The following is a 25914-nucleotide window of genomic DNA, read 5'->3' as shown; positions in this document are numbered from 1 at the left end:
TCTAACCCTCTTAGATAACTACTTAGAGCCTGCTTTCCAGTTGAAACCCCAACCGAATGCCTGATCCAGCTCCTGATGTCCGCTGAAATAACGGTTGATACGCTCCACGCGGATCGCACCTCCTTCATTCACCAGACGGGCAATGGCGCACATATTCTGACGGTTGTTACCTTCAGTCATGAACGTTTCAACCGGTGGCTGTCCCGGCACAGTGATGGTCACTGAACCATCGGTGTTTTCCCAGCTAGGTACGCCTTCATAAATAAAGGCAAAAACCAGCACCTCACGGATGTGTTTCCATTCAGAACCGTTGATATGTATCCACTCACCGTCACTGACGGAACCCGTACGATCGTCACCCTGAAGTTCGACATAAGGTTCATTTCGGAAGCTGCCAAACTGATTACCCAGCGCCTGAACAATCGTGCGGTGTCCATCAGAGAGCTCAACAAACGCAGCAAGGTCCAGATCGATACCTTTATTGTTGCTGAAGATGCCTTTGAGGAAGCCGCCGTCAGAGCGACTGTGCTGATTCCAGTTCAGGTTTACGCGTATCTGGCCGTAATCATCCTTTTTCGTCAGGCTGATTGAGGGCTTTTCCTTGGTCAGGCTGACCTTACTCAGGTTAACCTTTGCTGGAGCTGGAGCTGGAGCTGGAGCTGGCGGAGGTGTCGGGCTGGCTGAAGGAGCATCTAAGATATCCACTCCAAAGTGTTCAGCCAGAGGTTGAAGACCCCCGTTAAACCCTTGTGACACAAAGCGGAACTTCCATTCTTCATTACGTCGGTAGAGCTCACCCAGAATCAGCGCCGCCTCAGTACGCCCTGTGAGGTCGACATGACTGCGCAAGATAACGTTGCCATTCGCTTCAACCTGAATCGCCAGGCGCTCGGTCTGAGAAACATTTTTTCCTGCATCACAGGTTGCGGTGAAAGCCACCTTTTGCACATCATGATGCAGCTGCGGCAGATTGACCGAAAACATGATTTCATTACCAGATGAGGAGTAACGGATGGTGCTGTCATCATTCTCTCGCTGGCCGTAAAAAATCATATCCAGATCGCCACGCACCTTACTGTTGTCATACAGACAGAAGGACGACACATCTACGGGTGTGCCGGAGGATATACGCACCACCAGCGACTGGTTAGGAACGGGGGCATTGCCCCCCGGCGTCAGGTTCATTAGCGGGTTACCGCTTGGATATCAGGGATCATGTCCTGAATGGTACGGCCACGCGATGTATTACCGTGAGCGGTAAAGTTCCACTCACCGCCGCTGCGGCTCAGAGAAGCGATGATGACCGCCGTGTGTGAGCCCTGCTCAGTGAGTGTGTATTTAGCCAGCTCTTTGCCCTGCTGATCGACAACGCGGCAGAAAGCATTTTCGACATCATTGAAGCTCTGTCCTGTAAAACTGTTTACTGTGAGGACCAGGTGCTCAACATTTGATGGGAGACGGGACAGGTCAGCGATGATTGTTTCGTCGTCACCATTACCTTCGCCTGTACGGTTGTCACCACTGTGCTGAATTGAGCCATCGTTAGACTTCAGCTGGCGGAACCAGACTGTATCAATAACGTTGCCCGAAGTGCCTAACATGACGCAGCTTGCATCGAGGTCGATGCTGTCACCACCGCCAAGTAACTTGCCAAACAATCCTTTCTTTTTGGCAGGATCCCAGCCGAGGCCGAACTGAATTTGTGAAATTGCGCTGCTGGATTTAGCTAACGAAATCGTCTGATTCTTACTTAAAGATACCATCACATCCCCTTACTGATAGGTGTTATTGCTATAGTAAAATCGTCGATAATTTCAAAGAAAGACAATCATAACATGACTTTTTTCACTCGCAATAATGCAATACTATGGTGACACTTTAATAATGATTATATTGCTGATACAGAAGGCTATTTATTTTATTTATGAAATTAAGTCAAATTATGTAAAGACCTAAATTTTAGTTTAAATACGACAAACCTCAAATAATCATAATATGATTGCTTAAAAAAACAGATATGCCTACACTCACCTAATCGTCATTTCAGCATCAAATCTAAGGAATACTTCAGCATGGCTAAACCTGTATCCATCTGGTTTATGGAGGGCGTATCGTCTCAGAAAGACATGCTTGCCTTAGTGAAAATGGCCCGCACAGAGTTTGACAAGGATTTCAGTATCATTGCGTCCCACCGAAGTGAGCGCCCTGAAATCCTTTCTGAAGCAGATATTGCTTATCTTGAGCCTGATGAAACCGAAGACCTGCTCCCGTTTATTGTCGGCATCTGCAGAAAGCATAATGTCGTCGCCATTCATGCCGGAAAACGTGGGCATCTTCTCGAACGCTATCGTGATGCCATCGAAGAGATGGGCGTAAGGCTGACGACCGGTGCGACGAACCTTGAGACCTTTGAGCTGGCCGATAACAAAGCAGAGTTCAGTATCAGGATGATGATGTATGGTCTGCCATCCGTCGTTTCAGTAAAAGTACAAAGCCCTGATGAACTTGCCAGCGCGCTTGAAGACTTTGAATCCCGGGGGGTGCTGCCATGCATCAAGCCAGTGAAAGGCATTTATGGCTTGGGATTCTGGATCCTCAAGCGCACTGCTAAAACCCTCAGCTTTTATAATAATCCTGACTACCGACAGATACATCCTGATGTCGCGATTGCTTCATTGCAGAGAGCGGAACTGGCCGGAGAAGAGTTACCGATACAGATAGTCATGCCGTATCTTCCCGGACCAGAATGTTCAGTAGACATGCTGGTCGAAAATGGCTGCGTCCTGGCCGCTGTCGCCAGGACTAAAGTCGGTTCATTGCAAACGCTTGAGAACGAGGGACCTGCTTATCAGCTTGCCATCGATTGTGCAAAAGCACTCGGTGCGGACGGATTGATTAACGTGCAGACCCGCAACGATGAAAATAGTATGCCCGTCCTGCTGGAAGCTAATCTCCGCCCGTCTGGAGGAATAGGCTACACAGCTCACAGTGAAGTGAATTTGCCTGGGCTTTATGCATTAAGGCAGCTGGGTATCATTTCTGATGATGACGTCCTGGTAAATGCTTTGCGCTTTAAATCCACCACAGTGATACCCACGCATTCAGTCAAGCCACTGCCGTTTTGCAGCATCACTCCATCACCGACTTCCAATAATTAGAAATAAGGCAGGAAGACATGACCCCTTCACAACAACAGGTTTATCAGCGTGAGCTCACTAGCGGAACTCTGACCGTGAAAACTAACAGCGCGATTGAGCTCGAAATGCTTTTCGACATCGCTCAGCGCAATAATCCTAAACGTGCCTTCCTGTTTGTCAGCAAAGTCCTGGGCCGCCACATCCCGGTTGCACCTGGGTTGATGAAGGAGACCTATGTCCAGCTGGCCGCTGGCATTCCTGCTGACTTACCTGAGCCGGTTCTGTTTATCGGCATGGCAGAAACAGCCGTCGGTCTAGCTGCAGGGGTATTCCGTGAGGCCAGCTCGCGCTTAGCAGAGCCTGTATTTCTGACCAGCACACGTCATCCGGTCGACGGCGAACTACTTTGTGAATTCAAAGAAGATCACAGTCACGCCACAGATCACCTCATCTACCAGCCGGAAGATGACACACTGCGTCGACGTGCATTAAATGCCCGAACTCTGGTTCTTATCGATGATGAAGCCACTACAGGTAAAACGTTTTTGAATCTGTTACAGGCTCTTCGCGATGCGGGTCTTTCGGACGTGACACGTGTGGTAACTGTTACACTCACTGACTGGAGCAACAATGCCATTACCAACAGTTGCCCACTCCCGGTTGACGTCGTCTCGCTCGTGAAAGGGGAGTGGAAATGGGAGCCTCGCCTGAATGCACCCGTCCCAGTTATGCCATCCGTGAACGTCACAGCAACTGGCACAGTTCCTGTGTCCGTTCGCCAGGACTGGGGCCGACTGGGTATGCATGAGACGACGTCTAAACTGGGCAACCATCTCCAGACTGAGCCCGGTGAAACCATTCTCGTTATAGGCTCAGGGGAATTTATCTGGCAGCCCTTCCTGCTGGCTGAACGACTGGAAAATGAAGGAGCAATCGTGAAGTTTAGTTCTCTTACACGTTCTCCCATTGCGCAGGGAATGGCAATTGAGTCAATCATTGCGTTCACCGATAACTACGGTCTCGGTATCCCTAATTTTGTCTATAACGTCGCTCATCAGAGCTTTGAGCGCGTGATTGTCTGCGTTGAAACACCCTGTTCGTCCGTCTGCCCGCAGCTACTCGCTGCACTCAGTAAGGTCGCTCCACGTGTTGAGGTCATTTGCTATGAATAAGCCGCTTGCTCTTTGCGATCTGGATGACACGCTGTTTCAGACGAAACGAAAGATGCTCGATGAAAACAGCCAGATTCCTTATCGCACAGGTGCCCTTGATCGGGAGCTTCAACCAAGAAGCTTTATGTCCGAAGAACAGTCGATGATGGTGGACTGGCTTCTTACAACCGCAGAACTTATTCCAGTTACTGCCCGTGGCACAGAAGAAACTTCACGCGTCCAAATCCCATTTAATTCATGGAAAGTCATGACGCATGGCGCTGTTATCACTAACCCGGACGGATCAATTAACGAAGAATGGGCGCGCGTTGTCAAAACGGCACTGTCAGGTATGCGTGAACAGCTCATTTCATATCAGGAGAGGCTGAGCGCTCAGCTACTGGACTCAGGTGTGAATGCATGGTGCCGCATGAACTATGAATATGACGGCACACCAGTGTATTTCGTCATGAAGCATCAGGACAGTACTCGTATAAAGGAGCTTTTTGACTTTAATGCGAACGCTGTAAAAGCATTTGACACAACAGATTTTTATATTCATCAAAACGGCAACAATGTTGCCTGGATCCCCAACTGTGTTCAAAAGGGGTTGGCCGTTGAGTGGCTTCTAAAGAAACTGCGCGAGGAACGCGGCGCGTTTCCTGTGCTAGGGCTTGGCGACAGCCTCAGCGACCACACATTCATGAAGCACTGCCACTGGTTTGGCATGCCATCCAGAAGTCAGTTTGCTGATGCAGTCAGTCAGAAATTGTTTTAGAGGATAAATCCACATGACTATTCTCGCACCAAAGCCATTTCACGGCTCATACCTCTCAACTGACGTCCAGTTCCTGTTAACGACGGTACAAATGGAAATGACGCCAGTCGACGAAAAAGAACATCTTATTCAGTCTGGACAAAAGCATTATTCCGACATGCTGAGCCAGGAACCAGCCCCGAGTTCTGCACACCTTGAATTGTTTGGCCGTGCACTGGATTTGGGTGCAGCGCGGATGGCGAAGGAAGTACTCAGTCTTGCAAAAGGGCTCGTCAGCCATATTGGCAATACTCCTGTTATCCTGGTGAGCCTGGTTCGTGCCGGTGTGCCATTAGGCGTAATGCTTCAGCGAGCAATGACAGACATGGGTCTGGAATCGCACCACTACGCTATCAGCATCATCCGGGACAGAGGGATTGATACAAAAGCCCTAGATTACATCGAGGCAAAACATGGAACAGGCGGGATCGTGTTTGTTGACGGCTGGACAGGTAAAGGTGCGATAACTAACCAGCTGGTAGAAAGCCTCAAGGGACGAACTGGATACCCTAATATTCCTCGTCTTGCTGTGCTTGCCGACCCGGCAGGTTGCGCCTGGCTGGCCGCATCTGATGATGACTGGTTGATCCCATTTGGCATCATGGGGGCTCCGGTATCGGGAATGGTCTCCCGTTCAGTGTGGACGGAGTCAGGCTTTCATGGATGCATGGAGTGTGGCCACCTCAAGGAATTCGAATGCAGCACAATGTTGGTGGATACTATTGACCATATCAGGAAGAAGCTGTGTGAAGAGGATGTGCCAGTAGCTGCGCCCTTCTCATCTCAAAATAACAATCAGCGTAAGATCAGCCTGCAGGTTATTGACCAGCTGGCAGCAAAGTATGGCATTACAAATATCAACCGCATTAAACCGGGAATCGCTGAAGCGACCCGCGCTGTGCTTCGCAGAGTGCCCGATCACGTGCTTGTTAAAAGTAAAGACGATAAAGATGTGGAGCTGCTTGTGTACCTTGCCGAGCAACGCGGCATCTACATTGAAGAAGTTGGCGAAGCGCTTGGACAGTATCGGGCCGTCACTATCATCAAAAAGGTGGCATGATCATGAGCAAGAACATATCTCCATTCATGCTTGGCGCAACACTCTATATGCCAGCAACTCGCACCGACCTAGCTGAAGTCATCCTTCGTGGCAAGATCCCAGAGCTTCGCTCAATGGTCATTTGCCTGGAAGATGCGGTAAGTGAAGAACAGGTCGATATGGCCCTGTACAACCTTAGTGAACTACTGGATGAACTGAAGCACACAGCTAATCAAGACAGCCCGGATAGTCGCCCATTGGTCTTTATACGCCCCCGTAATGCTCAGATGGCTCGTGAACTCGTCGAAAATTACGATCTGGTGGGAATTGATGGTTTTGTTGTGCCAAAGTTTACCAAATCTAATTTACCCTCCTGGTGGGAAATCATTTCAGCGACGACTCTCGCGCTCATGCCTACGCTTGAGACGCGAGAGGTCTATGACGTACAGGAAATGACTGAGCTTGCGGTTCTGCTTGAAAACCATGCTTGTCGTGATCGCATAGTCGCTTTGCGTATCGGTGGCAATGATTTGATGAGTGTTATTTCTATGCGACATCCGAAGAACATGACACTTTACGATGGCCCCATGGGCTATGTAGTGAAGATGCTGGTATCGGTTTTCGCCACTCGTGGTTTCTCTTTGACTGCGCCCGTCTGCGAGCAAATCGACAACATCGAGTTACTGCAGCGGGAGTTAACTCAGGACGTTGCACACGGTCTGGTGGGTAAAACAGCTATTCACCCTTCGCACCTGAATTTGATTCACCAGGGATTAATGGTCGAGAAAGACGATTATGAGGATGCCCTCCGCATTATCAACTCATCTCAGGCCGTTTTTAAATCGCAGGGAGCGATGTGTGAGCCTGCAACGCATCGCAACTGGGCTGTCTCCGTACTGGAGCAATCCAAGTATTGCGGCATCGCTAAGCAGTTTGAAAATGTAATTTTAGCCTCACGTTAATGAGGCGCGTATTATCCAGAGATATGGTGTGCTATGACCATCAGTCCTAAACAGCTGAGACAATACAAACTGATTGTCTTACTGAGTACAGGAAAGCCCGTGCGTAAGGACACGCTTTTTCAGGAGATGGACTGCTCCGAACCCACGTTTACGCGTGATCTTCGTGAAGTCAGAGAAGAATTTCAGGCTGATATCAAATTTAACAAGGCAACCAGTAAATACCAGTTAGCCTCAAAAGGTACTTTAACTACCAAGTTGTTAAGACATATGCGTGATGTTCTGACCGCACGTCAGCAAGCTGGATTTGCCGGGAGCGTATCCTCAGGAGTAAAGCTTGATAAGGAAGGTAAGAAGCCGGTGTCCCTTTCGCTACGACTTGATGTCATTCGTAAGATTGATAGCTATGCAATCGCGAATGGGCTGAACAGAAGCCAGGTTGTGGAATTGCTCGCAAAGGAAGTACTACCTGTCAGAGAGAAATAGTTATCTCCTAAATCAAAACGGCCAAAAGGCTGGTTTGATTTAGGATTAAAATCCCCATCCGATGTATGAAGTAATTATATTTGATTAGGCATAATATCCGCTCAGCGAAGTGAATATCATGAAGGAATTCTGTTTCAGAATAGAACAGGATTTAGGATCAGGGTCACTAAAATAGGAAGTTAAATCATGCAATTACATGCCTGACATGGGGTTCGAAGGCCAACTGTACGGAAACGTCCGATAAGAGAAAATTAATCGTATAAAAAAACGATTAGTAGACATCAATGCCTATTAAATACCATTTCCCGATTAAAAAAACCATTTACAGGGTAATTTCATGCCTATTATATATCAGGCAGTTAATTCACTAACGTACGTTTTCGTTCCATTCGCCCTCAAATCTCTAAACAGGATGAATTGGCCTTGTGTGTTCATCCAGTAATAGATAACTCTGATCACGCCTCTTGTGCCTGCGCTCATCCATGTATTTTTCTTCTCAACCTTATTCGCTGAAGTTCTGCCCTGTTCCCTGCAACCGCACCAGCTCCTGAGTTAACAACGTTACCAGCTTCCGCACTTTATCCGGGATAAAGCGGGCATCGGGGAACACTGCATAAAGATAGCGGTCGGGAAGCCGCCAGTCCGATAAAACCCGCACCAGTCGGCCGGATGCCAGCGCGTCTGCGCCGATAAGTGTTTGTAACCCACCGATCCCCAGCCCCGCTTCAAGGGCCTGCATCAATGCATCACTGTTGTTAGAGCGAAAAGCACTTTCCACCGGCAAAGACACCCTCGTGGTCGCGGACACCAGCTGCAGCGGCGCATCGGGCGATACGCCGCTAAAACGTATGTGAGGATGGTGCTGCAGGTCACCGGGAGTTTGCGGCGTGCCGTTTCGCGCTATCCACTCAGGGGAAGCCACCAGCACGGTTTCAACCGTGGTGAGTGAACGGGCAGCCAGTGTGGCGGGCGGCGATTCGCTGAGGCGGATTGCCACATCAACGCCTTCACCAATGAGATCCGACAGGCGATCCTCCAGCGCAATATTCAGACGCAGTGCGGGATGCGCCTGCTGGAATGCAATCAGATACGGCATAAGCCGCTGCCCGATGCCGCTCGGTAGTTGCATATAGAGTTTGCCGTGAAGAGGCTGCGACTCAGGCCGTAGTTGCTGCTCCAGCTCTTCCATCGCGCTGAGCAGCTGCCTGACCTGCTGCAGATAATGCTGACCCTGCTCCGTCAGCGCCATTTTGCGGGTGGTGCGGTGCAGCAACACAACCCCCAGCGCCTCTTCAAGCGCGGCAATCTGCTGGCTTACCGCCGACTGCTTCATGCCGTTTTGCCGGGCCGCCGCCGAAAAAGATCCCGCTTCAGCAACCCGGATGAAGGTCTGAATCGCATTCAGTTTGTTCTGCATTTATTGATTTTCCTGATAAGTGACATCCGGTTCAGGGTATTTAATCAGAAATAAACGCAGGTGAGAATTCAGCTTCTCTCTTAACAGGGCAATGATCATGAAAACGACGCAGGATAAGAAGGTTGCGCTGGTGGCGGGTGCCAGCGGGATTGTCGGTCAGCAACTGAGTCAGGCACTGGTAGCAGACCACTGGCAGGTCAAAGCACTGACGCATCGGTCAGACTATGCAGTCAGCGGCACAGAGGTGATTGCGGTTGATCTGCGCGATAGCCAGCAGTGCCAGCAACGGCTGGCATCACTCACCGACGTCACGCATATCTTTTACAGCGCCTGGCTGAACGCTTCTGACTGGGGAACGATGGTCGGGCCAAATCTTGCCATGCTGCAAAATCTGGTTCAGACCATGGAGGATGTCGCCCCACTTGAGCATGTCAGTCTGATGCAGGGATACAAAGTGTATGGCGCCCATCTCGGACGCTTTAAAACGCCGGCGCGGGAAAGCGATCCTGGTGTACCGGGTGCTGAGTTTAACGCCGCGCAGCTGAACTGGCTGACCGCACAACAGCAAGGTAAAGCCTGGCACTGGAGTGCGCTGCGGCCCGGTGTGGTCGGCAGTGACAGGCCGGGCAACAGCATGAACCTGGCGCTGAGCCTGGCGCTGTACGCTTCAATCTGTCGCGCGGCGCGGCTGCCCTTACGCTTTCCCGGTTCGCCGGAAACCTGGCACAGTATGGTCGATTTTACCGATGCCACTCTGCTGGCCGACGCGACGATCTGGGCCGCGCGTACTCCAGACGCACGCAATCAGGCCTTTAATATCAATAATGGCGATCTCTGGCGCTGGAGTGAGCTATGGCCGGTCATTGCAGCGTGGTTTGAACTGGAGATCGCGCCGCCGGTTTCGCTGTCGTTCCGGCAACTATTTCAGGATTATCGTGCGCTGTGGCGGGAAATCGCCGCTGCCGACGCGCTGCTCCAGCCCGATATTCTGGCGCTCAGTGATGGTGTCTTCGCTGATTTTGTTTTTGGCTGGGATTACGACATGTTTGGCGACGGCAGCAAGCTGCGGCGGGCGGGATTCCACGGTTATCGCGCAACGGATAAGATGTTCTGCGATCTGTTTGCCCGCTTCCGGGCGGCCCGGATCATTCCGTGATGATCCGCTGATTACCGATGCAGAGAGCAGGAAAGTCGCTCTCTGCATCGGGCCAGCATTAGCGCCCTTTCTTCTTACGTCCCGGCTGGACAAAGCGCTTGCGTGAGGCACCGTTAGCATCCGCTTTTTCAGCGGGTTTCGCCGCACTCTTCTGCGGTTTTTTAGCGGCGGCCGGTTTCGCCGGAGCTTTAGCTTTCTTCGCTGGTTTATCTTCTGAAGAGGAGTTCTCCAGCAGTTTAAACAGCTCAACGAGTTCGTCGTCAGTGAGATCGCGCCATTCCCCCAGCGGCAATCCCTTGAGATTGACGTTCATGATGCGGGTGCGCTCAAGCTTCGTCACTTCAAAGCCAAAATGCTTACACATACGGCGGATCTGGCGATTCAGCCCCTGGACCAGCGTGATGCGGAAGACAAACGGTGCTTCTTTCTTCACTTTGCACTTTTTGGTCACCGTGCCCAGCATCGGCACGCCCGCGCTCATTCCGGCAATAAACTCATCGGTGATCGGCTTGTCGACCGTAACGACATACTCTTTTTCGTGATTGTTACCGGCCCGCAGTATTTTGTTGACCAGATCACCGTGATTGGTAAGGAAAATCAGCCCCTGAGAATCTTTGTCGAGTCGGCCAATCGGGAAGACGCGCTTGCTGTGATTGACGAAATCGCTGATGTTATCGCGCTCGCCCTCTTCCATGGTGGTGATAATCCCCACCGGCTTATTCAAGGCAATCAGCACCAGATCGTCTTCATCGCGCGGCTCGATAAGCTGACCATTGACCTTCACCACATCGCCTGCAAATACCTGCGCGCCTACAGTGGCGCGTTTGCCGTTAATGAAAACGTTGCCCTGCTCGATGTAACGATCGGCGTCACGACGGGAGCAGATGCCGCTCTCGCTGATGTATTTATTAAGACGAGTTGATGAGTCAGTCAGCATGATTCCTCCAAAAAACGCGGACTATACCTTACCGGCGGGGGCTTGCGAAGTCTTTGCACCGGAAACTTTTGCTCTGCTTTGCCAGCCTGACGGCAGCGGGCATTCACAGATCAATCGCCATCTCAGTACAGCGTAAATCGCTGCCCGCCAGCTTTGACGGATAGAAACTTTCGCCCAGCGGCCGGAAGCCATGCTGCTGGTAAAAACCCACGGCGTTCGGCGTCGACGCGAGCGTCAACCGGCGGTAGCCACGCTGCAGCGCCTCCGCTTTGATGGTGTTGATGATTAGGCCCGCCATTCCCTGTCCGGTGAACCCAGGCAGGGTAAAAATGGCTTCCACGCTGGCGGCGGCAAGGTCCAGCGATCCCATAGCAACCGGTACGTCGTCCGGACCATCAATCACGAAGAAGGGATTCATGCGGATCATTGCGGGAAAGCTGGCGGGCATGCGGTCCGGCGTCCAGGCGGCGAGCACGTCGGGTGGATAAGCATGCTGGCAGCCATGACGGATGGCCAGATTTCTGATGTTCCATAAATGGTGCGCCTCTTCGGGCGATGCCTGTCTGACAATCATAGTGCCCTCCGGCTCTGCAACAGAACCGCTACGTTATCACATCGCTTTGCGGCTATCTGCGAATACCGCCGGGTTCAGTGCCCCTGGCCTCGCCGCAATTACGCGCGGTCATGAAGCGCTGCTGCATCAGCAACCGTGCTGTTTCTGTGTTGCTGCATTTGCAACAGCTCGCTTATGCAAAACTGGATTTTAATCCTTTAACTTCAATTATTTAATCTCTGGCATGGTTACTGCTTGGTCTTTTCTTTTATATCTGAAAGTTTGGAAGATTTAACTGTTCCATTAATCCAGCTATATGCCAGGAGAAAACCATGTCACTGAACCAACCTTTACAGTTCGCCTACTGGGTGCCGAATGTCTCGGGCGGACTGGTGATCAGTCAGATAGAGCAGCGTACCCGCTGGGATGCCGAATACAACCGCAAACTGGCGCAGATCGCTGAACAGGCGGGTTTTGATTACGCGCTGACGCAGATTCGCTTTACTGCAGGATATGGCGCAGATAATCAGCATGAATCGGTCACATTCTCGCAGGATTTACTTAGTCACACCTCGAAATTAAAAGTGATTGCCGCTCTGCTTCCCGGCCCGTGGAATCCGGTATTGGCGGCAAAGCAGATTGCCACTATCAGCCATCTTTATGGTCCACGCATCGCCGTTAATATTGTCAGCGGCTGGTTCCGGGGCGAGTTCAAGGCAATTGGTGAACCCTGGCTCGATCATGAAGAGCGCTATCTGCGTTCAGAAGAGTTTATTCGCTGCCTGCGCGGCATCTGGCGTGAAGAGAGTTTTAGCTTTGCCGGCGATTTTTATCGCTTCCGCGATTACGTGATGAAACCCAAGCCGTTGTCACCGCTCCCGGAAATTTTCCAGGGTGGCAGTTCACGCGCGGCGCGCGACATGGCCGCCAGGGTGTCAGACTGGTATTTTACCAACGGTAATACCCCGGACGGTGTCCGTCTGCAGGTCGCGGATATCCGTGAAAAAGCCGGACGTCATCAGCATCAGGTCAGAATCGGGCTGAACGGTTTTGTGATTGCCCGCGAGAGCGAACAGCAGGCGCAGGCGGTGCTTCATGAGATCATCAGCAAAGCCAACCCGGATGCGGTAAAAGGCTTTCAGCATGAGGTCAAAAATGCTGGCAGTGCCTCACCCGAAGGAGAGGGGAACTGGGCGAAATCGTCGTTTGAGGATCTGGTGCAGTACAACGACGGCTTTAAAACCAATCTGATTGGCACACCGCAGCAGATTGCTGAACGCATTATCGAACTGAAGCAGGCCGGTGTGGATCTGCTGCTGCTGGCATTTCTGCACTTTCATGAAGAGGTCGAATTCTTTGGCCGCGAAGTGATACCGCGGGTCCGCGAACTGGAGGCGCAGGCTTTGATCGAAGCGTGAAAAAGGTACGCCACAGAAGAGAGTTATACCCGACTGCATCCGGGGTGTGATGAACGCTCAGATCTGCTGCAACGTCGCCCGCCGCTATCATTATGAGAGCGACGGACAACGTCTGCAGGGCTTTTCACTCCGCAAAGCAGATCCGTTAAAAGCGGGCGTTAAGCCCGACGTTCCATGTCACCTGATGCATGTCGCTGTTGCCTGTTACCGCCGAGACGCCCGCAAAGGCATTCACCGAGGTGCCAAGCGGCACGCTCGCACCCACCGCCATATCGATCCAGTTATCATCACTGGAATCGCTGCTGCGGGTAAAGGCGGTGCGGGTCGATTTCAGTCCGGCGGTCACCGCCGAATCGCTGTCACCAAACTGGTGATTGTAGCTGACCTGCGCCCAGGGATTGATCAGCAAATCTTTGCTGTCGATACGCCAGCCCACTGCGCCGATTTGAGAGTGCAGCGTCTGGTCGCCAAAGCGCATTGAGGTGCTGCTGTTGCCTTCCTCTTTATAGCCATCGACCTGGGTGTAGTCGAGCGCATAGCTGGCCACCGGGCCAGTAGAAACATAGCTACCCAGCGGCAAATCCCAGCCGGTCTGCAGCCGCATTCCCAGCACCTTACCATTGCTGTTGCCCTTTTCCGTGCGGGTCGCCGGTCCCAGCCTGATCTGACGCTCAATATCATCAAAGTCGAGATCGGCATAATGGGCGTCCGCATTAATCCATCCCCGATCGAGATAATTCAACTGACTCCAGAGTGCCACCAGATTGCCGCGTAAACGGTAATCAAAGCGCGACGAGGGATCCTGACGTTGCGAGGTCGTAGAGAGCATGGCACCGGCCTGCCAGTGATCGGTCAGCTGATAGCCCACACCCACGGTGCCGCTGGCGCTGGTCGCATCGCCATCCTGCAGGCTGTCGCCGCGGAAATCACGCTGCTGCCCGGCATAACCGCCGAAAACAGTAAACTCGCCAGCACTGGCGGGCTGCTGACGCTGCTGCTGCAGATGTCCATCCAGCGTATTGCGCGCATCGCCCACCAGCATCGACGGCGCCTGACTCAGTGCAGCTACCTGCAGCGGCGCATTCAGCACCGACTGAATGTAATCGGCGATCAGCGCATGGACCGCCGGGCTGGGATGCAGTCTGTCTGCAAACAGATACTGCTGTGACTGCGAAAATCCTGTCGTCGAGGAGGTGCAGTCCATCGCCGAGACACCTGGCGGACAGGCCATTCCGGCCGTATTCGTGAGTCCATACAGGCCCGGATTATCGATCACCTCATTAAACAGGCCATTGATATCCACTCGTGCGATGTTCCCGCGTGCGGTCACCAGCCCCTGCTCTTCAGCCTGGTTGTAACGGTCGGTGAGGGCCGCCGCCTCCTGACTCAGTAACTGCCAGGCGGCAATCAGCTGCTGTGCAATGGCATCCCGGATCAGCGGAATTGAAGAGATTTGTCCGGCCGCCTCGCCAAGCGCGGTTTCAATCGCCTGCTCTCTTGCGGCACGGTCAGGCGTAGTGGTGGTGCTCAGCGACTGAAACAGCGCCGCCGTGGCAGGTTGTGCCGCTGGACCAGGCACCTGCAGAATCGCCTGCAGCAGGGCGGGCGTTGCCCCTACATTAGGTACCGTCGGTACAATCACCGTTCCGGCTCCGGCATCCAGCAACCGGCTGACCTGTGAGGCCGCTGCACTGGCGCTGTTATCCACTATCTGCCGGGCAGCGAGAGGGGCAAGAGCCGCCGCCGCTAAATCATTGCCGCCAATCCAGTGAATATAGAGACCATCCGAATCAGCCCGCCCGCCTCGCGCCGCAAGGTAGCTATCAAGCTGATCCTGAGTGTTAAACAGGGGATTAATCGCAGGTACCGCAACTGCGCCACCTTCGGCATAGTTGCTTCCGCCCTGCGATGAAGGGCGCAGGTTATCACCCAGCGACTGCGCTACGATCTCGTCATAGAGCGGATGGGTCGCGCCATCATAGGTAAAGCGCCCGACGTTCCCGCCATCACTCAGGCTATCGCCAAAGACGGTGAGGTCGCTCCAGGCCATCGCAGGGAGCGGCGACAGCAGGCTCAGGGTGGCACAGCAGAAAAGGTATTGCGCGTGAAGGGGTTTCATCAGCAGCTCCGCACAAATCAAATGAAAGTCAGTATGAGTAAGAACCGCACCGGCTGGCGCAGCAAGCTGTAAGCGTAGACGGCTGAGGAAAGGGGTGGCAGAAAATACGGGATCGCGCTCGCAAAGCGGAGAAATTTGACTTAAAGATCAGCCGTGCCGGTTCAGGTGAAATACCGGGAATCCACCACGGCGTCGTTACACTGGCTACTTTTTGCTGGCGGGCTTCAGCCCGCGATTAAGATCCTGTAAACGTTTCATCGTCTTAACGGTACGCTGTGGCAGCGTTGAGGCAACGGACAGGATCAGCATCTCCAGACAGACCATAATCGTGCCGTGCAGGGGAATGCGTCCCTTCTCGCCGCCGCGCGGCACATTGATTACGACATCTGCCTCGCGGGCGAAAAAGGAGTCGGTGGCGTTGGTCAGCAGAATAATCGGAATATCCAGCCGCTTCGCTTCACGTACCACGGTTGTCCCTTCCCGGTGCGCCGACTGTTGCGCCATCATGATCAGCACGTCGCCACGCTGTAGTGCCAGCATCTGCTCTGCCAGTGCAATACCGGCACGGTTAAGGGAAAAGGCGGGCAGCCCGATACGGTTGAGCAGCCGCACGCTGTAGTCCGCCAGAATACCAGAGGCGTTGATGCCGAAAATAGCGACCTGCCGCGCTTCGCCCAGCAGCGCCACGCTATCCGCTACCGCCACCCGATTCTGCGGCTGCGACAGCACCTCACAGGCGTGCCGGTGGCCCTCCAGCACAAAGTCGATGGCGCTGTTCACATCACTGGTCACCTCACTGACGGTGGTAATCATCTTATCTTCAGAGGTCAGCGAAGGACCAAACCAGGCCTTTAGTGTCTGTTTGAGGTCACGCAGTCCGCTAAAGCCCAGCGCCTGAATCGCGCGGATTACAGTGGCATCAGAGGTGTGATTCGCCACAGCGATCTCCATCGCGGTGCTCTCCAGCACCGTTTCCCGCTGCTGATCGATATAGCGTGCCACCGCCAGCAGGCGGGGTGAAAGCTGCTTTTCACGGGCGCGAAGACGTTCTGCCACCACATCCACTCTGTTTTTAACGGGCCTGCTCTGTTTCATGCTGCACCTGCAATTGGGGTTAACGTGTGAAAAGGCTCATCGCTGGTCTGGCTAAATGGAGAGTTTCAGGGCCGGGAGATGTAGTAAAAACGTCATGCTGTTTTATATTTCACCTGAAGAAGATGTGGATTTAACCAAAAACATCACCTCACCATGAAAATATATTGATTATTTTCAATAAGCTAAAACTTCCAGCCAATCTATTTGCCAGCGATAAACGACACGGCAAAAATGTAGTCAATTCTATTCAAATTATGTTTACTACTACAATAGCGGATGTTTGAATGATTCTCAATTACAGATGAGAAAGGTTGTCGTCCGGCCGGCATAATGACCTTGAAGGCCTGATACTGATCTCCTCTGTTTAAACGCTGCATATTGCAGAACACCTCCAGGGTAGACCTGCAAGACAGACAGATTGTCAGTCGTCAGGTCCTTTGCTTCAGATACGAAAAGAAAAATGAAAAACAAAGACTCACGATATCCGGCCCGGCACCCCGCTCTGGTCGTGGCGATCTGCAGCAGCATCATGCTGCCACAGGTCAATGCAGCAACCGACAGCGCCCCGGATATGACCGTGACCGCGGATGCCAGTTCAGAGGGAAATTACAGCGCCAGCCAGAGTAGCGTTGCCAGTAAAATGCCGACCGCGCGGATCGATGAGGCGCAGTCGGTCAGCGTGGTCACGCAGCAGCAACTGGACGATTACCAGGCAAGCTCACTGGCGGATGCGATGCGCTTCGTCAGCGGTGTGACCGAAGCGAACACGCTGGCTGGCACCGAAGATGGCTTTGTACGACGCGGATTTGGCAGCAACGCCGATGGCTCCATCTACCGGGATGGCATCCGCAGCAGTCAGGGATTGAATTTCGATGCCACGACCGAGTGGGTTGAGGTGCTGAAAGGCTCCTCCTCGCTGCTGTATGGCATTCAGAATCCGGGCGGCATTATCAATGTAGTCAGCAAAAAGCCGCAATACAGCTGGCACTCCAGCGTCAGCGGACGTTACGCCAGTGAAGGTGGCGGTGCGGGCACCCTGGATGTCACCGGTCCGCTGGGCAACGGCTTCGCCTTCCGCCTGATCGCCGAAAAGCAAAATCAGGATTACTGGCGCAACTTTGGCAGTGAAGAGCACACACTGCTGGCACCCTCTCTGCAATGGTATGGCGAGCAGGCAAGTTTTCTGATCAGCTATGCCGACTACCGCTATGACATTCCCTACGATCGCGGCACGGCCTTTATCGACGGCAAGCCAATCGACATCGGTTATAAAGATCGGCTGGATGACAAAGCCAATCACGCCTGGGGCCATAACAAAACCCTGAATGCTCATTATGACTGGCAGTTTAATGATGAGTGGCGCACCCGGTTAACCCTGGGCTGGAACCAGCGGCGCTATGACAACAATGAAGTGCGCGTGACGGCGGTGAACGCCAGCAGCGGCGTGGTCACACGTCGCGCCGATGCCAATCGCGGGTTTAACCACAAAACCAAATATCTGAGCTGGGATCTGCTGGGTAATCCCGAAATTCTGGGTATGCAGCATGCGCTGGTGGTGGGCACCGACTATGAGATGAACCAGACTTATCGTGCCCATCAGTATCAGGGCAAGGTCAACCGCCAGTTCAACTATTACTCGCCTGAATATGACCTGCTGTCACCGGTCACGGACGCCAGCACGGAAAATAGCGCAGCCGCCAATAACCTGAACCGCATTCATAGCCGGTCGCTCTACGCCAAAGACAGCATTTCTCTGTCACCCGACTGGATTGTGGTGCTGGGCGGTCGTTATCAGCATTATGAACAGCGCGCCTCGCGCGGATTTAATCCGCAGGTGGAAACCCTGAATGATGAGGGTAATAAGTTTCTGCCGCAGACGGGGGTGATCTACAAATTCACACCTGACCTCTCTTTCTACACCAGCGTCAGCAAGTCGTTTACGCCGTCAACCGACGTGGATGATGATGGCAATGTCGGCAAACCGGAACAGGGCACCAGCTGGGAAGTTGGCAGTAAATGGCAACTCTCGCCGAAACTGTTCGCCACCGTCGCGCTCTATCGGATAGACGAAAAAGCGATGTCGCTGAATATTAATGGCAGCACGCGGGCCATTGATAAAGCCCGATCGACCGGCGCTGAGTTTGAGCTGAACGGCGAAATTGCACCCGGCTGGGATTTAAGTGCGAACTACAGCTATGATCAGGCAGAGATCGTTAATGACCGGGTTAATCCGGATAACAATGGCAATCGTCTGCAGAATGCGCCGCGCCATGCCGGTGCGCTCTATCTCAGTCATGAGATGCAGATCAGCAGCCTGCCCGGCTCGTTCCGGCTCGGTGGTGGTGCTCGCTATGTCGGCAGCCGTGCGGGCGATCCCGATAACAGTTTCACCCTGCCCGACTATGTGGTGGCAGACAGTTTTGTGGCATGGAACAACCGCCTGTTCGGTGAAAAAACGCAGCTGCGTCTGAACATCAATAACCTGTTTAACCAGCACTATTACAGTTCAAGCGGCGGCAACCTGCGCGTCCGTGAAGGTGAAACCCGCAACCTGATGGTACAGGCCCGTGTTGAATTTTAAATCGCTGCGCTGTGCGTTATTAATGCTGAGTGTGATACTGGTCAGCGCTGGCGCACACGCCCGCACGCTGACCGACATCACCGGCCGTAAGGTAGAGATACCCGACCATCCGCAGCGTATTGTGCTGGGTGAAAGCCGGATGCTCTACAGCGTCGCGCTGCTGATGCCCGGCAATCCGCTGCAGCATATCGCTGGCTGGCCACAGGATCTGAAAAAGTATGATCCCCAGACCTGGCAGATTTTTGCCAGTAAGTTTCCGCAGATGGAGGACATTCCGGTACTGGGTCTGGATGGCGTCAATGACATGAATCCCGAACAGGTGATCGCACTGAAACCGGACCTGGTGATCCTGCCGCAGCTGGCGCGCGGCAGTGAAAGCGGAGCAGTGCTGGAGAAGATGCTCAGCGCGGCGCATATCCCGGTGGTGAAGCTCGATCTGCGGGTTGAGCTGCTGAAAAATACCGAGCGCAGCATGACCCTGCTGGGCGAGGTGCTGAATCAGCCCCAGCGGGCTGCTGACTTCAATCGCTTTTACCGCAGCCACATGCAGCGCATTGAGAGCCGACTGGCGGGCTATCACGGTGCTAAACCTAAAGTTCTTTTGCAGCTGCATCTCGGGCGGCGCAGTGAATGCTGCGTGACGTCGGTGAATGGCAACCTGGGTGAGCTGCTGCGCTTTGCCGGGGGCGACAACATTGCCAGTCAGCAGATCAAAGGCGTGTTCGGACGGCTGAGTGAGGAGAGTGTGATTGCGGCACAGCCCGACTTTTACTTCGCCACCGGCACCGGCAGCGCCGATGAAGCGGGAGCCTTAAAACTCGGCCCCGCCGTCACAACAGCGCAGACCCGGCAGAGCCTGCTGGCGCTGACCGGTCAGCAGAATGCGCTGAAGCAGCTGACGGCATTGCGGGACGGTCATGCCGGGGCAATCTGGCACAACTTTTACCTCAGTCCGTGGCACGTGGTAGCGACAGAGTTCTTCGCCACCACGCTCTATCCGCAACTGTTCCGCGATGTCGATCCTGAACAGACATTGCGGCAGCTGTTCCGTGATTTCCTGCCCATCCCCTATTCAGGCAGCTACCTCTATCGGCTCGCACCGGAGGCGACGCCGGGATCAGGCGGCTGATAGCCCGCGATTTTTCACCCGGACGATATCGGCCATCACCGACAGCGCAATCTCCGCCGGGGTTTTGCTGCCGATAGGCAGGCCGATGGGCGCATGGATGCGGTCCAGTTCGGCACGATCCATGCCGGCGATCTGTTGCAGTCGCGTACGTCTTTTCTCGCTGTTTTTCGCCGAGCCCATGATGCCGATATAGAACGCGGGTGTCGCGATCGCCTCCATCATCGTCAGGTCATCAATGCGGGGATCGTGGGTCAGTGCCACAATCGCCACCGCTGCATGCGCCCCGTTCAGCTCCAGCCAGCGCGCCGGATGCTGTGACACCAGCGTCACGTTGTCCGCAGCACTGAAGTGGCTCTCCAGCTCCGTCAGCATCTCCGGTCGGTGCTCACAGACCCGCACATGAAAACCCAGCATCTGCCCGAGCCGGATGCACTCATATGCCACAGTCGAGTAGCCCGCGATCAGCAGTTCCGGTATCGCGCCAACCGGCAGTAACATCTGCTGCTCACTGGCATCCAGCGCAGGCAACACCCTGTCAGGGGCGAGCACTTCCCACTGCGCACGTTCGCCGGGTCGTATCATTTTCACCATCGGCTGCTGTCCGCTCAGCGCGCGCTGCATGGCCGTCAGCAGCGCCAGCGTGGCATCATCGGGCGGCAGAAACTCGATGACGATCTCCAGGCTGCCGCCGCACGGCAGGCTGACGTCAGGACGCATTCCGCCTTCACCGTACCGCACCCGCTGACTGCTGGCGCGATAGGCTCCTGCCGCCAGTTGCGCCAGAAAGTCCTCTTCAATGCAGCCGCCCGACAGCGATCCGCAGTAAGCACCCGTTTCGTTGACCGTCATCAGGGTGCCAGGGGCCCGCGGCGAAGATCCATAGGTGCGCAGCACCGTGCAGAGCCAGACCTGCTGACCCGCCTGGCAGCTGCTCAGTGCCGCATTAATCACACGTTGATCCAGCGTAATCATGAAAATTCCTTTATTAACTGCAGATCGGCAGGGAGATCGATATCACACAAACAGCCGCGATCCTGATGCGGCAACCGGACGGCGAGTGACTTCACCGCCGCCTGCGGCCCGGCATCGCCCTGTAGCGTGCTCAGCATCGGGTAGCAGGGGTTCTGAAAGCCCACCGGATGGCCCGGCCTGCCGTCAATCCACGGCCTGACGATCGGCGCGTAAGCCAGCGCAGCGCTGACGGCGCGGTAACTTTCAGGCGTGACAAACGGCATATCGCCCAGCGCAATCAGCCAGCCGTCATAGTCACGGCTGGCTTTGACACCTGCGGCGATTGATTCGCCCAGCCCGCCGCTGTCACACAGCACCAGGGTAGCCTGCGAGCAGAGCGCCTTAAGCGCAGCGGCGTCCGGGCGCGTGACCACAAACAGGTCAAGACCACTGGCAGCGGCCTGCTCCAGCGTGCGTTGCAGCACCGGTTTGCCATCCAGGTCGGCCAGCAGCTTATGCCCGCCCGCCTGCTGGCGAAAACGGCGACTCAGCCCGGCGGCCAGCACAATCAACGCTATCTTCACTCTTTCTCTCCGCTAAGCGTGAAAAACGGGCGCAGGTTTCAGCCCGCGCCCGCATATCCTCACATCGACCTGCTGGCAGCAGGTCAGGAACAGGCTCAGATAATCTTATCGAGAGTAATAGGTAAGTCGCGCACCCGCTTACCGGTGGCATGGAACACCGCATTACTGATGGCTGCCGCCACGCCCACGATACCCAGCTCACCCACGGCTTTACCGCCCATGGTGGTTGCCTCAAAATCGGGCTCGCCAACGTTGATGGTGGTAATGCTCGGAATGTCTCCGTTAACCGGCACCAGATAGTCGGCCAGGTTGTTGTTGATCACCCGACCATTGCGCGGATCGACGATGCCCTCTTCCATCAGCGCCTGACCGACGCCCATGATCATGCCGCCAATCCACTGGCTGCGCGCCAGTTTAGGGTTGTAGAGACGACCGCTGTCGAGCGCCGCCACCATCCGTTTGACCCGGATAGTGCCGAAATCTTCATCGACCCGCACTTCCACAAACTGCGCGCTCCAGCTGTGGGCCGAGAATTTTTCAGGGCGGCTCATGTCATTAAGGTTGCGCACCATCTTGTCGCGCTCGCTCTGTGACAGATCGTCCGGGAAAGTGCCGCCTTTCACCGTCAGACTCTCCGCCGGTGCCAGGCTTGCCAGCCGGGCAAATGAGACCGCCAGACCGCTGCGCAGATTATGCTGAACCCCGTCGCCTTTCAGCGTGAGCTGAGATGCCGGAGTGCCATTCAGTGGCGACTGTGGTAGCTCGCTGGCGAGTTTCAGCAGCTGGTCGCGCATTCGTCTGGCGGTATCGTTCACCGCCGCGGTCACGTTGCCCGCCAGCTGCGATCCACCTGCGACACCGGCACGCGGCAGCTCGGTATCACCCAGCTGAACCTCGATGGTGGCAGAGGCGACGCCAAGAATGTCGGCAGCGGTCTGCGCCAGGATGGTATAGGTCCCGGTGCCGATATCCGCACCGGCGCACTGCACCACAAATTTACCCTGTGGCGTCAGGATGATTTTTGCCTCAGCCGGCAGTTTGTTGACCGGATAGGTGCCAGAGGCCATGCCCCAGCCAATCAGCTCACGCCCTTCGCGCATCGACCGCGGCGTCATAATGCGCTTATCCCAGCCAAAGGCTTCAGCCCCTTTCTGATAGGCTTCTTTCAGGCGACGCGAACTCCACGGCAGATCGAGCTGATAATCTTTGTCCGCCCAGTTGCGCAGACGCAACTCCAGCGGATCGATATTCAGGGCATAGGCCATCTCATCCATCGCCACTTCAAGACCAAAGGCGCTGGGGTTTTCGCCTGGCGCCCGCATCCAGCCTGGCGTCACGGTATTGATCGGCCTGACCTGATGCTGGGCGGAGACGTTGCCCACCGCATACATGCGGGCGGTGACTTTGCTGCAGTTCTCAGCAAATACATCGATTAATGAGGTTTCACTGAAACTGCGCTGGATAATCGCCTGGATTTTGCCGTCACGCGAGGCACCTAGTTCCAGCTGCTGCGAGGTGGCGGGACGTCCGCCCAGACCGGTAAAGGTCTGCGGTCGGGTCAGCGACACTTTGATCGGACGCTTTAGCGCCCGCGACGCCACACTGGCCAGTGCGACGTGGGTGTAAGGCACCGGCTTGGACCCAAATCCCCCGCCGACATAGGGCGAAATGATCCGCACATCTTCAACGTCAATGCCCATCCACTCGGCGATTTCCACCTGCGCGCCTGCCACCCACTGACTTGGCTCCCAGACGGTAATGCGTCCATCCAGCCACTCAGCGACACAGGCGTGCGGTTCCATCGGCATGTTGTATTCGCGCGGCGTGGTATAGCGCTGGCTCAGACGCACCTCGGCCTGCTGCATCGCCGCCTGTGCATCGCCCATATCGATATCCTGTTTCGATACCGGTTTCGGTTCGACACCCTCATCGGTGGCAAAAATCAGTGCGGGCGAGGTTTCATAGTCGATCTCCACCAGCGAGGCGGCATAAGTTGCCTGCTCAAACGTCTCTGCCACCACCAGACCGATGTTCTGGCCGTTGTGAATAATCACATCGTCCTGAATCGGGGTATAGGTTGACTGCGCCGCGCCGCCGTCTGCAATCGCGGTAGGTTTGTTGATCTTCAGGCTATTCAGATGGGTATAAACCGCCACCACTCCCGAGGCCTGCTGCGCCTTTTCCGTCGACATCCGGCTGATACGGCCGCTGGCAACAGTAGACTGGATCACCACGCCATAGAGCGGATTTTCCGGCTGATGTTCTACCGCATACCGCGCCTCACCGGTGACTTTTACTTTGCCGTCACCCCGCGAGCGCCCGGCGCCCAGTCCCTCAATCGGATCGGTGGTTTCTGGTTCCGCCGTGGCAGTATCGCTGGCACTGGCGCTTTGCATACTCAGCCCCAGGCTGCCCGCCGCTGAGATCGCCGCCGTCGCCTTCAGTAACTCCCGACGTGATTTGTCATTTACGTCACTCATGCGGTTTCTCCTGCTGCCATCAGCGCACGTGCAATCACACGCGGCGCCAGTTTTACTTTATAGGCGTTGTGGGTCAGCGCCTGCGTCTCCTGAATAATCCGTTCTGCCGCCTGGAAGACCGTCTCTTCATTAAACGGCTGGCCCTCCAGCGCCTGCTCCACCGACCTGACCCGCCAGGGTTTGGTGGCGACGCCGCCCAGCGCAATATGGACCTGACGCATCACGCCGTTCTCCAGCGTGAAGCCTGCGGCCGCGCTGGCTGCAGCAAACTCATAAGAGCTGCGGTCACGGACTTTAAGGTAGTGTGAGTGCCGCAGTGACTCGGTTTGCGGCACTTCAATGGCCACAATAATTTCGTCATCGCGCAGATCGTGCTCACGATCAGGTGTGTCACCCGGCAGCAGGAAGAAATCATCAATCGCGATGCGACGGGTTTCGCCCTGCTGATTCTGCAGGACCACGATGGCGTCAAACGCCACCAGCGCCACCGCCAGATCGCCGGGATAGACCGCGATGCAGCTGTCGCTGGCGCCCAGGATGGCATGATTGCTGTTAACGCCATCCAGTGCGGCGCAGCCGGAACCCGGATTGCGTTTGTTGCAGGCGGAAAAGGTCGCCGGATCACGGTAATAGGCGCAACGGGTACGCTGGCGTAAATTACCGCCCAGCGTGGCCATGTTACGAATCTGCGGTGACGCGGCCTGCCACAGGCTGCCGTAGATGGCTGGCGCGTTCTGCTGGCAGGCGGGATGATCCGCCAGGCCGCTCATGGTGACCAGCGCGCCGGCCGTGATCTTATCGTCGTCAAACTCCAGGTTTTTAAGCCCGGTCAATCCAGTGATGCCGATGAGCTGCGGCGGCGTGAAGACCCCACACTTCATCAGATCGAGTTGTGTGGTGCCACCTGCCAGAAACTGGCTGCCAGACTGCTGTTTCAGGGCTGCGGCTTCCTCAGGCGACTGCGCGACTTTCCAGCTGAATTCATTCATGCGGACTCCTTCGCCATCTCTGCTGCGGCCTGTTTAATCGCATCCACAATGTGCGGATATGCTCCACAACGGCAAAGGTTGCCGCTCATATACTCACGGATCTCATCTTCTGAACCCGCATGGCCCTCTTTGATGCAGGCGACGGCGGACATAATCTGACCCGGTGTACAGTAGCCACACTGGAAGGCGTCATTCTCCATAAAGCAGCGCTGCACCGGGTGCAGTTCACCTTCGGTGGAGGCTAGCCCTTCAATGCTGGTCACTTCGGCGCCATCCGCCTGAGCCGCCAGCGTCAGGCAACTCAGCACCCGCTGGCCATTAATCAGTACCGTGCAGGCACCGCACTGCCCCTGATCGCACCCTTTTTTGGTGCCGGTCAGGTTAAGATGCTCACGCAGCGCATCAAGCAGGGTGACACGGGGATCGACCTGCATCTGCTGCGACTGACCATTAACCTGCATTGTTAGCGATATTTTTTCCGACATTGTCTGCTTCCCATTGTTGGGGGCCAAAAGATGTAATTTTTTTTAGGTTTATTTCTGACGGGGTTCGAATCGGGGGAAAATCGTGATAACCCTAATCTTTACGCGCGTATCTCTGCTTTAAGGTTTAGCAGCTTTTTGGCAATTTTGCGGGCAAGCCGGGAAAAGTAAGTGTTATCTGAATGGCGGAGCAAGGTTGAATCAGGATAAATACGTGCTCATACAACGCTCATCTAAATGATTTTATTAATTTTATTGAAAAAAGCTTTTATAGCCGTGGTTCATAGGGTTTATCTGTGCGCCTCATTAATCCTGCCGCGAAATGTGCAACCCTGAAAGACTATTTCGGGTCTGATAGCAGGTCGGGTAGCGAAGCCGCAGTTAACGTCGATAAATCGGCCTGTCCCGACCGGGATAACCGATCAAACAGGTCA

At 54.6% G+C, this 25914-nt stretch carries 22 protein-coding genes; 10 read left to right on the top strand and 12 right to left on the bottom strand.

Annotated features, from left to right (window positions below; translation table 11 throughout):
* Positions 1 to 18 precede the first annotated feature (18 nt).
* Positions 19 to 1185 (bottom strand): TerD family protein, encoded by a 1167-nt coding sequence (locus tag OK412_RS05985; RefSeq protein ID WP_264352853.1) that lies wholly within the window; start codon positions 1183 to 1185, stop codon positions 19 to 21.
* Positions 1185 to 1763 carry a TerD family protein gene (locus tag OK412_RS05980; RefSeq protein ID WP_033760730.1) on the bottom strand — a complete coding sequence of 193 codons (579 nt, stop codon included), beginning with the start codon at positions 1761 to 1763 and terminating at the stop codon, positions 1185 to 1187. The genes OK412_RS05985 and OK412_RS05980 overlap by 1 nt, the downstream gene beginning before the upstream one ends.
* Before the next feature lie 309 nt (positions 1764 to 2072).
* Between OK412_RS05980 and OK412_RS05975 the strand changes: the two genes are divergently transcribed.
* The 6 genes from OK412_RS05975 to OK412_RS05950 are packed head-to-tail and all read left to right on the top strand — an operon-like array spanning position 2073 to position 7589.
* Entirely contained in the window at positions 2073 to 3158 is a 1086-nt protein-coding gene (locus OK412_RS05975; protein WP_264352852.1) for an ATP-grasp domain-containing protein, read from the top strand.
* Between the two features lie 17 nt (positions 3159 to 3175).
* The gene (locus OK412_RS05970; RefSeq protein WP_264352851.1) at positions 3176 to 4309 is read left to right on the top strand and encodes a phosphoribosyltransferase domain-containing protein; all 1134 of its coding nucleotides are present in this window, start codon (positions 3176 to 3178) and stop codon (positions 4307 to 4309) included.
* Positions 4302 to 5066 carry a hypothetical protein gene (locus OK412_RS05965; protein ID WP_033760736.1) on the top strand — a complete coding sequence of 255 codons (765 nt, stop codon included), beginning with the start codon at positions 4302 to 4304 and terminating at the stop codon, positions 5064 to 5066. Before OK412_RS05970 ends, OK412_RS05965 begins: the two co-directional genes overlap by 8 nt.
* A gap of 13 nt (positions 5067 to 5079) precedes the next feature.
* Positions 5080 to 6165 (top strand): cysteine protease StiP family protein, encoded by a 1086-nt coding sequence (locus OK412_RS05960; protein WP_264352850.1) that lies wholly within the window; start codon positions 5080 to 5082, stop codon positions 6163 to 6165.
* Positions 6166 to 6167: 2 nt separating this feature from the next.
* Positions 6168 to 7106 carry an HpcH/HpaI aldolase/citrate lyase family protein gene (locus tag OK412_RS05955; RefSeq protein ID WP_033760738.1) on the top strand — a complete coding sequence of 313 codons (939 nt, stop codon included), beginning with the start codon at positions 6168 to 6170 and terminating at the stop codon, positions 7104 to 7106.
* A gap of 33 nt (positions 7107 to 7139) precedes the next feature.
* Positions 7140 to 7589 (top strand): tellurium resistance protein TerW, encoded by a 450-nt coding sequence (locus OK412_RS05950; RefSeq protein WP_264352849.1) that lies wholly within the window; start codon positions 7140 to 7142, stop codon positions 7587 to 7589.
* A 502-nt stretch (positions 7590 to 8091) separates the two neighbouring features.
* On the opposite strand, the gene OK412_RS05945 is transcribed toward OK412_RS05950, so the two are convergent.
* Positions 8092 to 9006: a LysR family transcriptional regulator gene (locus tag OK412_RS05945; protein ID WP_264352848.1), complete on the bottom strand. Its 915-nt coding sequence runs from the start codon at positions 9004 to 9006 to the stop codon at positions 8092 to 8094.
* 97 nt (positions 9007 to 9103) lie between these two features.
* Here OK412_RS05945 and OK412_RS05940 point away from each other — a divergent pair, with 97 nt between their 5' ends.
* Positions 9104 to 10162 carry an SDR family oxidoreductase gene (locus OK412_RS05940; protein ID WP_033761113.1) on the top strand — a complete coding sequence of 353 codons (1059 nt, stop codon included), beginning with the start codon at positions 9104 to 9106 and terminating at the stop codon, positions 10160 to 10162.
* Between the two features lie 58 nt (positions 10163 to 10220).
* On the opposite strand, the gene rluF is transcribed toward OK412_RS05940, so the two are convergent.
* Both rluF and OK412_RS05930 read right to left on the bottom strand, forming a co-directional pair.
* The gene (gene rluF / locus OK412_RS05935; RefSeq protein ID WP_033768811.1) at positions 10221 to 11099 is read right to left on the bottom strand and encodes a 23S rRNA pseudouridine(2604) synthase RluF; all 879 of its coding nucleotides are present in this window, start codon (positions 11097 to 11099) and stop codon (positions 10221 to 10223) included.
* Between the two features lie 103 nt (positions 11100 to 11202).
* Entirely contained in the window at positions 11203 to 11673 is a 471-nt protein-coding gene (locus OK412_RS05930) for a GNAT family N-acetyltransferase (protein ID WP_010670550.1), read from the bottom strand.
* Positions 11674 to 11984: 311 nt separating this feature from the next.
* Here OK412_RS05930 and sfnG point away from each other — a divergent pair, with 311 nt between their 5' ends.
* Positions 11985 to 13070, top strand: coding sequence for a dimethylsulfone monooxygenase SfnG (gene sfnG, locus OK412_RS05925; protein WP_010246924.1), 1086 nt, complete (start codon positions 11985 to 11987; stop codon positions 13068 to 13070).
* 145 nt (positions 13071 to 13215) lie between these two features.
* Here sfnG and OK412_RS05920 read toward each other — a convergent pair whose 3' ends face one another.
* Complete coding sequence (locus tag OK412_RS05920; RefSeq protein ID WP_264352847.1) at positions 13216 to 15189, bottom strand: autotransporter outer membrane beta-barrel domain-containing protein; 1974 nt, start codon at positions 15187 to 15189, stop codon at positions 13216 to 13218.
* Between the two features lie 204 nt (positions 15190 to 15393).
* Positions 15394 to 16284 carry a MurR/RpiR family transcriptional regulator gene (locus tag OK412_RS05915; RefSeq protein WP_010670553.1) on the bottom strand — a complete coding sequence of 297 codons (891 nt, stop codon included), beginning with the start codon at positions 16282 to 16284 and terminating at the stop codon, positions 15394 to 15396.
* Between the two features lie 460 nt (positions 16285 to 16744).
* On the opposite strand from OK412_RS05915, the gene OK412_RS05910 reads away from it, so the two are divergent.
* Positions 16745 to 18865, top strand: coding sequence for a TonB-dependent siderophore receptor (locus tag OK412_RS05910; protein ID WP_264352846.1), 2121 nt, complete (start codon positions 16745 to 16747; stop codon positions 18863 to 18865).
* Positions 18866 to 18887: 22 nt separating this feature from the next.
* Positions 18888 to 19994 (top strand): ABC transporter substrate-binding protein, encoded by a 1107-nt coding sequence (locus OK412_RS05905; protein ID WP_264352909.1) that lies wholly within the window; start codon positions 18888 to 18890, stop codon positions 19992 to 19994.
* Here the strand turns inward: OK412_RS05905 and OK412_RS05900 are convergent.
* The 5 genes from OK412_RS05900 to OK412_RS05880 form a co-directional block, all read right to left on the bottom strand.
* Complete coding sequence (locus OK412_RS05900) at positions 19983 to 20966, bottom strand: XdhC family protein (RefSeq protein WP_052271321.1); 984 nt, start codon at positions 20964 to 20966, stop codon at positions 19983 to 19985. The genes OK412_RS05905 and OK412_RS05900 overlap by 12 nt on opposite strands.
* Positions 20963 to 21529, bottom strand: a complete 567-nt coding sequence (locus OK412_RS05895; RefSeq protein ID WP_264352845.1) for an NTP transferase domain-containing protein — start codon at positions 21527 to 21529, stop codon at positions 20963 to 20965. Before OK412_RS05895 ends, OK412_RS05900 begins: the two co-directional genes overlap by 4 nt.
* A gap of 95 nt (positions 21530 to 21624) precedes the next feature.
* On the bottom strand, positions 21625 to 24009 hold the full coding sequence (locus OK412_RS05890) for a xanthine dehydrogenase family protein molybdopterin-binding subunit (protein ID WP_264352844.1): 2385 nt from the start codon (positions 24007 to 24009) through the stop codon (positions 21625 to 21627).
* Positions 24006 to 24998 carry an FAD binding domain-containing protein gene (locus OK412_RS05885; protein ID WP_264352843.1) on the bottom strand — a complete coding sequence of 331 codons (993 nt, stop codon included), beginning with the start codon at positions 24996 to 24998 and terminating at the stop codon, positions 24006 to 24008. The genes OK412_RS05890 and OK412_RS05885 overlap by 4 nt, the downstream gene beginning before the upstream one ends.
* Entirely contained in the window at positions 24995 to 25483 is a 489-nt protein-coding gene (locus OK412_RS05880; RefSeq protein ID WP_022624540.1) for a (2Fe-2S)-binding protein, read from the bottom strand. Before OK412_RS05880 ends, OK412_RS05885 begins: the two co-directional genes overlap by 4 nt.
* Positions 25484 to 25914: the final 431 nt, after the last annotated feature.

This window comes from Pantoea sp. JV6, from assembly GCF_025910055.1.
Lineage (GTDB): Bacteria > Pseudomonadota > Gammaproteobacteria > Enterobacterales > Enterobacteriaceae > Pantoea > Pantoea agglomerans.
This window is presented reverse-complemented; position numbering and strand designations above follow the sequence as displayed.

Excerpts from the sequence above, each read along its gene's own strand:
- OK412_RS05985 (WP_264352853.1), bottom strand. The coding sequence starts at position 1,185 with ATGAACCTGACGCCGGGGGGCAATGCCCCCGTTCCTAACCAGTCGCTG.
- OK412_RS05980 (WP_033760730.1), bottom strand. The coding sequence starts at position 1,763 with ATGGTATCTTTAAGTAAGAATCAGACGATTTCGTTAGCTAAATCCAGC.
- OK412_RS05975 (WP_264352852.1), top strand. The coding sequence starts at position 2,073 with ATGGCTAAACCTGTATCCATCTGGTTTATGGAGGGCGTATCGTCTCAG.
- OK412_RS05970 (WP_264352851.1), top strand. The coding sequence starts at position 3,176 with ATGACCCCTTCACAACAACAGGTTTATCAGCGTGAGCTCACTAGCGGA.
- OK412_RS05965 (WP_033760736.1), top strand. The coding sequence starts at position 4,302 with ATGAATAAGCCGCTTGCTCTTTGCGATCTGGATGACACGCTGTTTCAG.
- OK412_RS05960 (WP_264352850.1), top strand. The coding sequence starts at position 5,080 with ATGACTATTCTCGCACCAAAGCCATTTCACGGCTCATACCTCTCAACT.
- OK412_RS05955 (WP_033760738.1), top strand. The coding sequence starts at position 6,168 with ATGAGCAAGAACATATCTCCATTCATGCTTGGCGCAACACTCTATATG.
- OK412_RS05950 (WP_264352849.1), top strand. The coding sequence starts at position 7,140 with ATGACCATCAGTCCTAAACAGCTGAGACAATACAAACTGATTGTCTTA.
- OK412_RS05945 (WP_264352848.1), bottom strand. The coding sequence starts at position 9,006 with ATGCAGAACAAACTGAATGCGATTCAGACCTTCATCCGGGTTGCTGAA.
- OK412_RS05940 (WP_033761113.1), top strand. The coding sequence starts at position 9,104 with ATGAAAACGACGCAGGATAAGAAGGTTGCGCTGGTGGCGGGTGCCAGC.
- rluF (WP_033768811.1), bottom strand. The coding sequence starts at position 11,099 with ATGCTGACTGACTCATCAACTCGTCTTAATAAATACATCAGCGAGAGC.
- OK412_RS05930 (WP_010670550.1), bottom strand. The coding sequence starts at position 11,673 with ATGATTGTCAGACAGGCATCGCCCGAAGAGGCGCACCATTTATGGAAC.
- sfnG (WP_010246924.1), top strand. The coding sequence starts at position 11,985 with ATGTCACTGAACCAACCTTTACAGTTCGCCTACTGGGTGCCGAATGTC.
- OK412_RS05920 (WP_264352847.1), bottom strand. The coding sequence starts at position 15,189 with ATGAAACCCCTTCACGCGCAATACCTTTTCTGCTGTGCCACCCTGAGC.
- OK412_RS05915 (WP_010670553.1), bottom strand. The coding sequence starts at position 16,284 with ATGAAACAGAGCAGGCCCGTTAAAAACAGAGTGGATGTGGTGGCAGAA.
- OK412_RS05910 (WP_264352846.1), top strand. The coding sequence starts at position 16,745 with ATGAAAAACAAAGACTCACGATATCCGGCCCGGCACCCCGCTCTGGTC.
- OK412_RS05905 (WP_264352909.1), top strand. The coding sequence starts at position 18,888 with ATGCTGAGTGTGATACTGGTCAGCGCTGGCGCACACGCCCGCACGCTG.
- OK412_RS05900 (WP_052271321.1), bottom strand. The coding sequence starts at position 20,966 with ATGATTACGCTGGATCAACGTGTGATTAATGCGGCACTGAGCAGCTGC.
- OK412_RS05890 (WP_264352844.1), bottom strand. The coding sequence starts at position 24,009 with ATGAGTGACGTAAATGACAAATCACGTCGGGAGTTACTGAAGGCGACG.
- OK412_RS05885 (WP_264352843.1), bottom strand. The coding sequence starts at position 24,998 with ATGAATGAATTCAGCTGGAAAGTCGCGCAGTCGCCTGAGGAAGCCGCA.
- OK412_RS05880 (WP_022624540.1), bottom strand. The coding sequence starts at position 25,483 with ATGTCGGAAAAAATATCGCTAACAATGCAGGTTAATGGTCAGTCGCAG.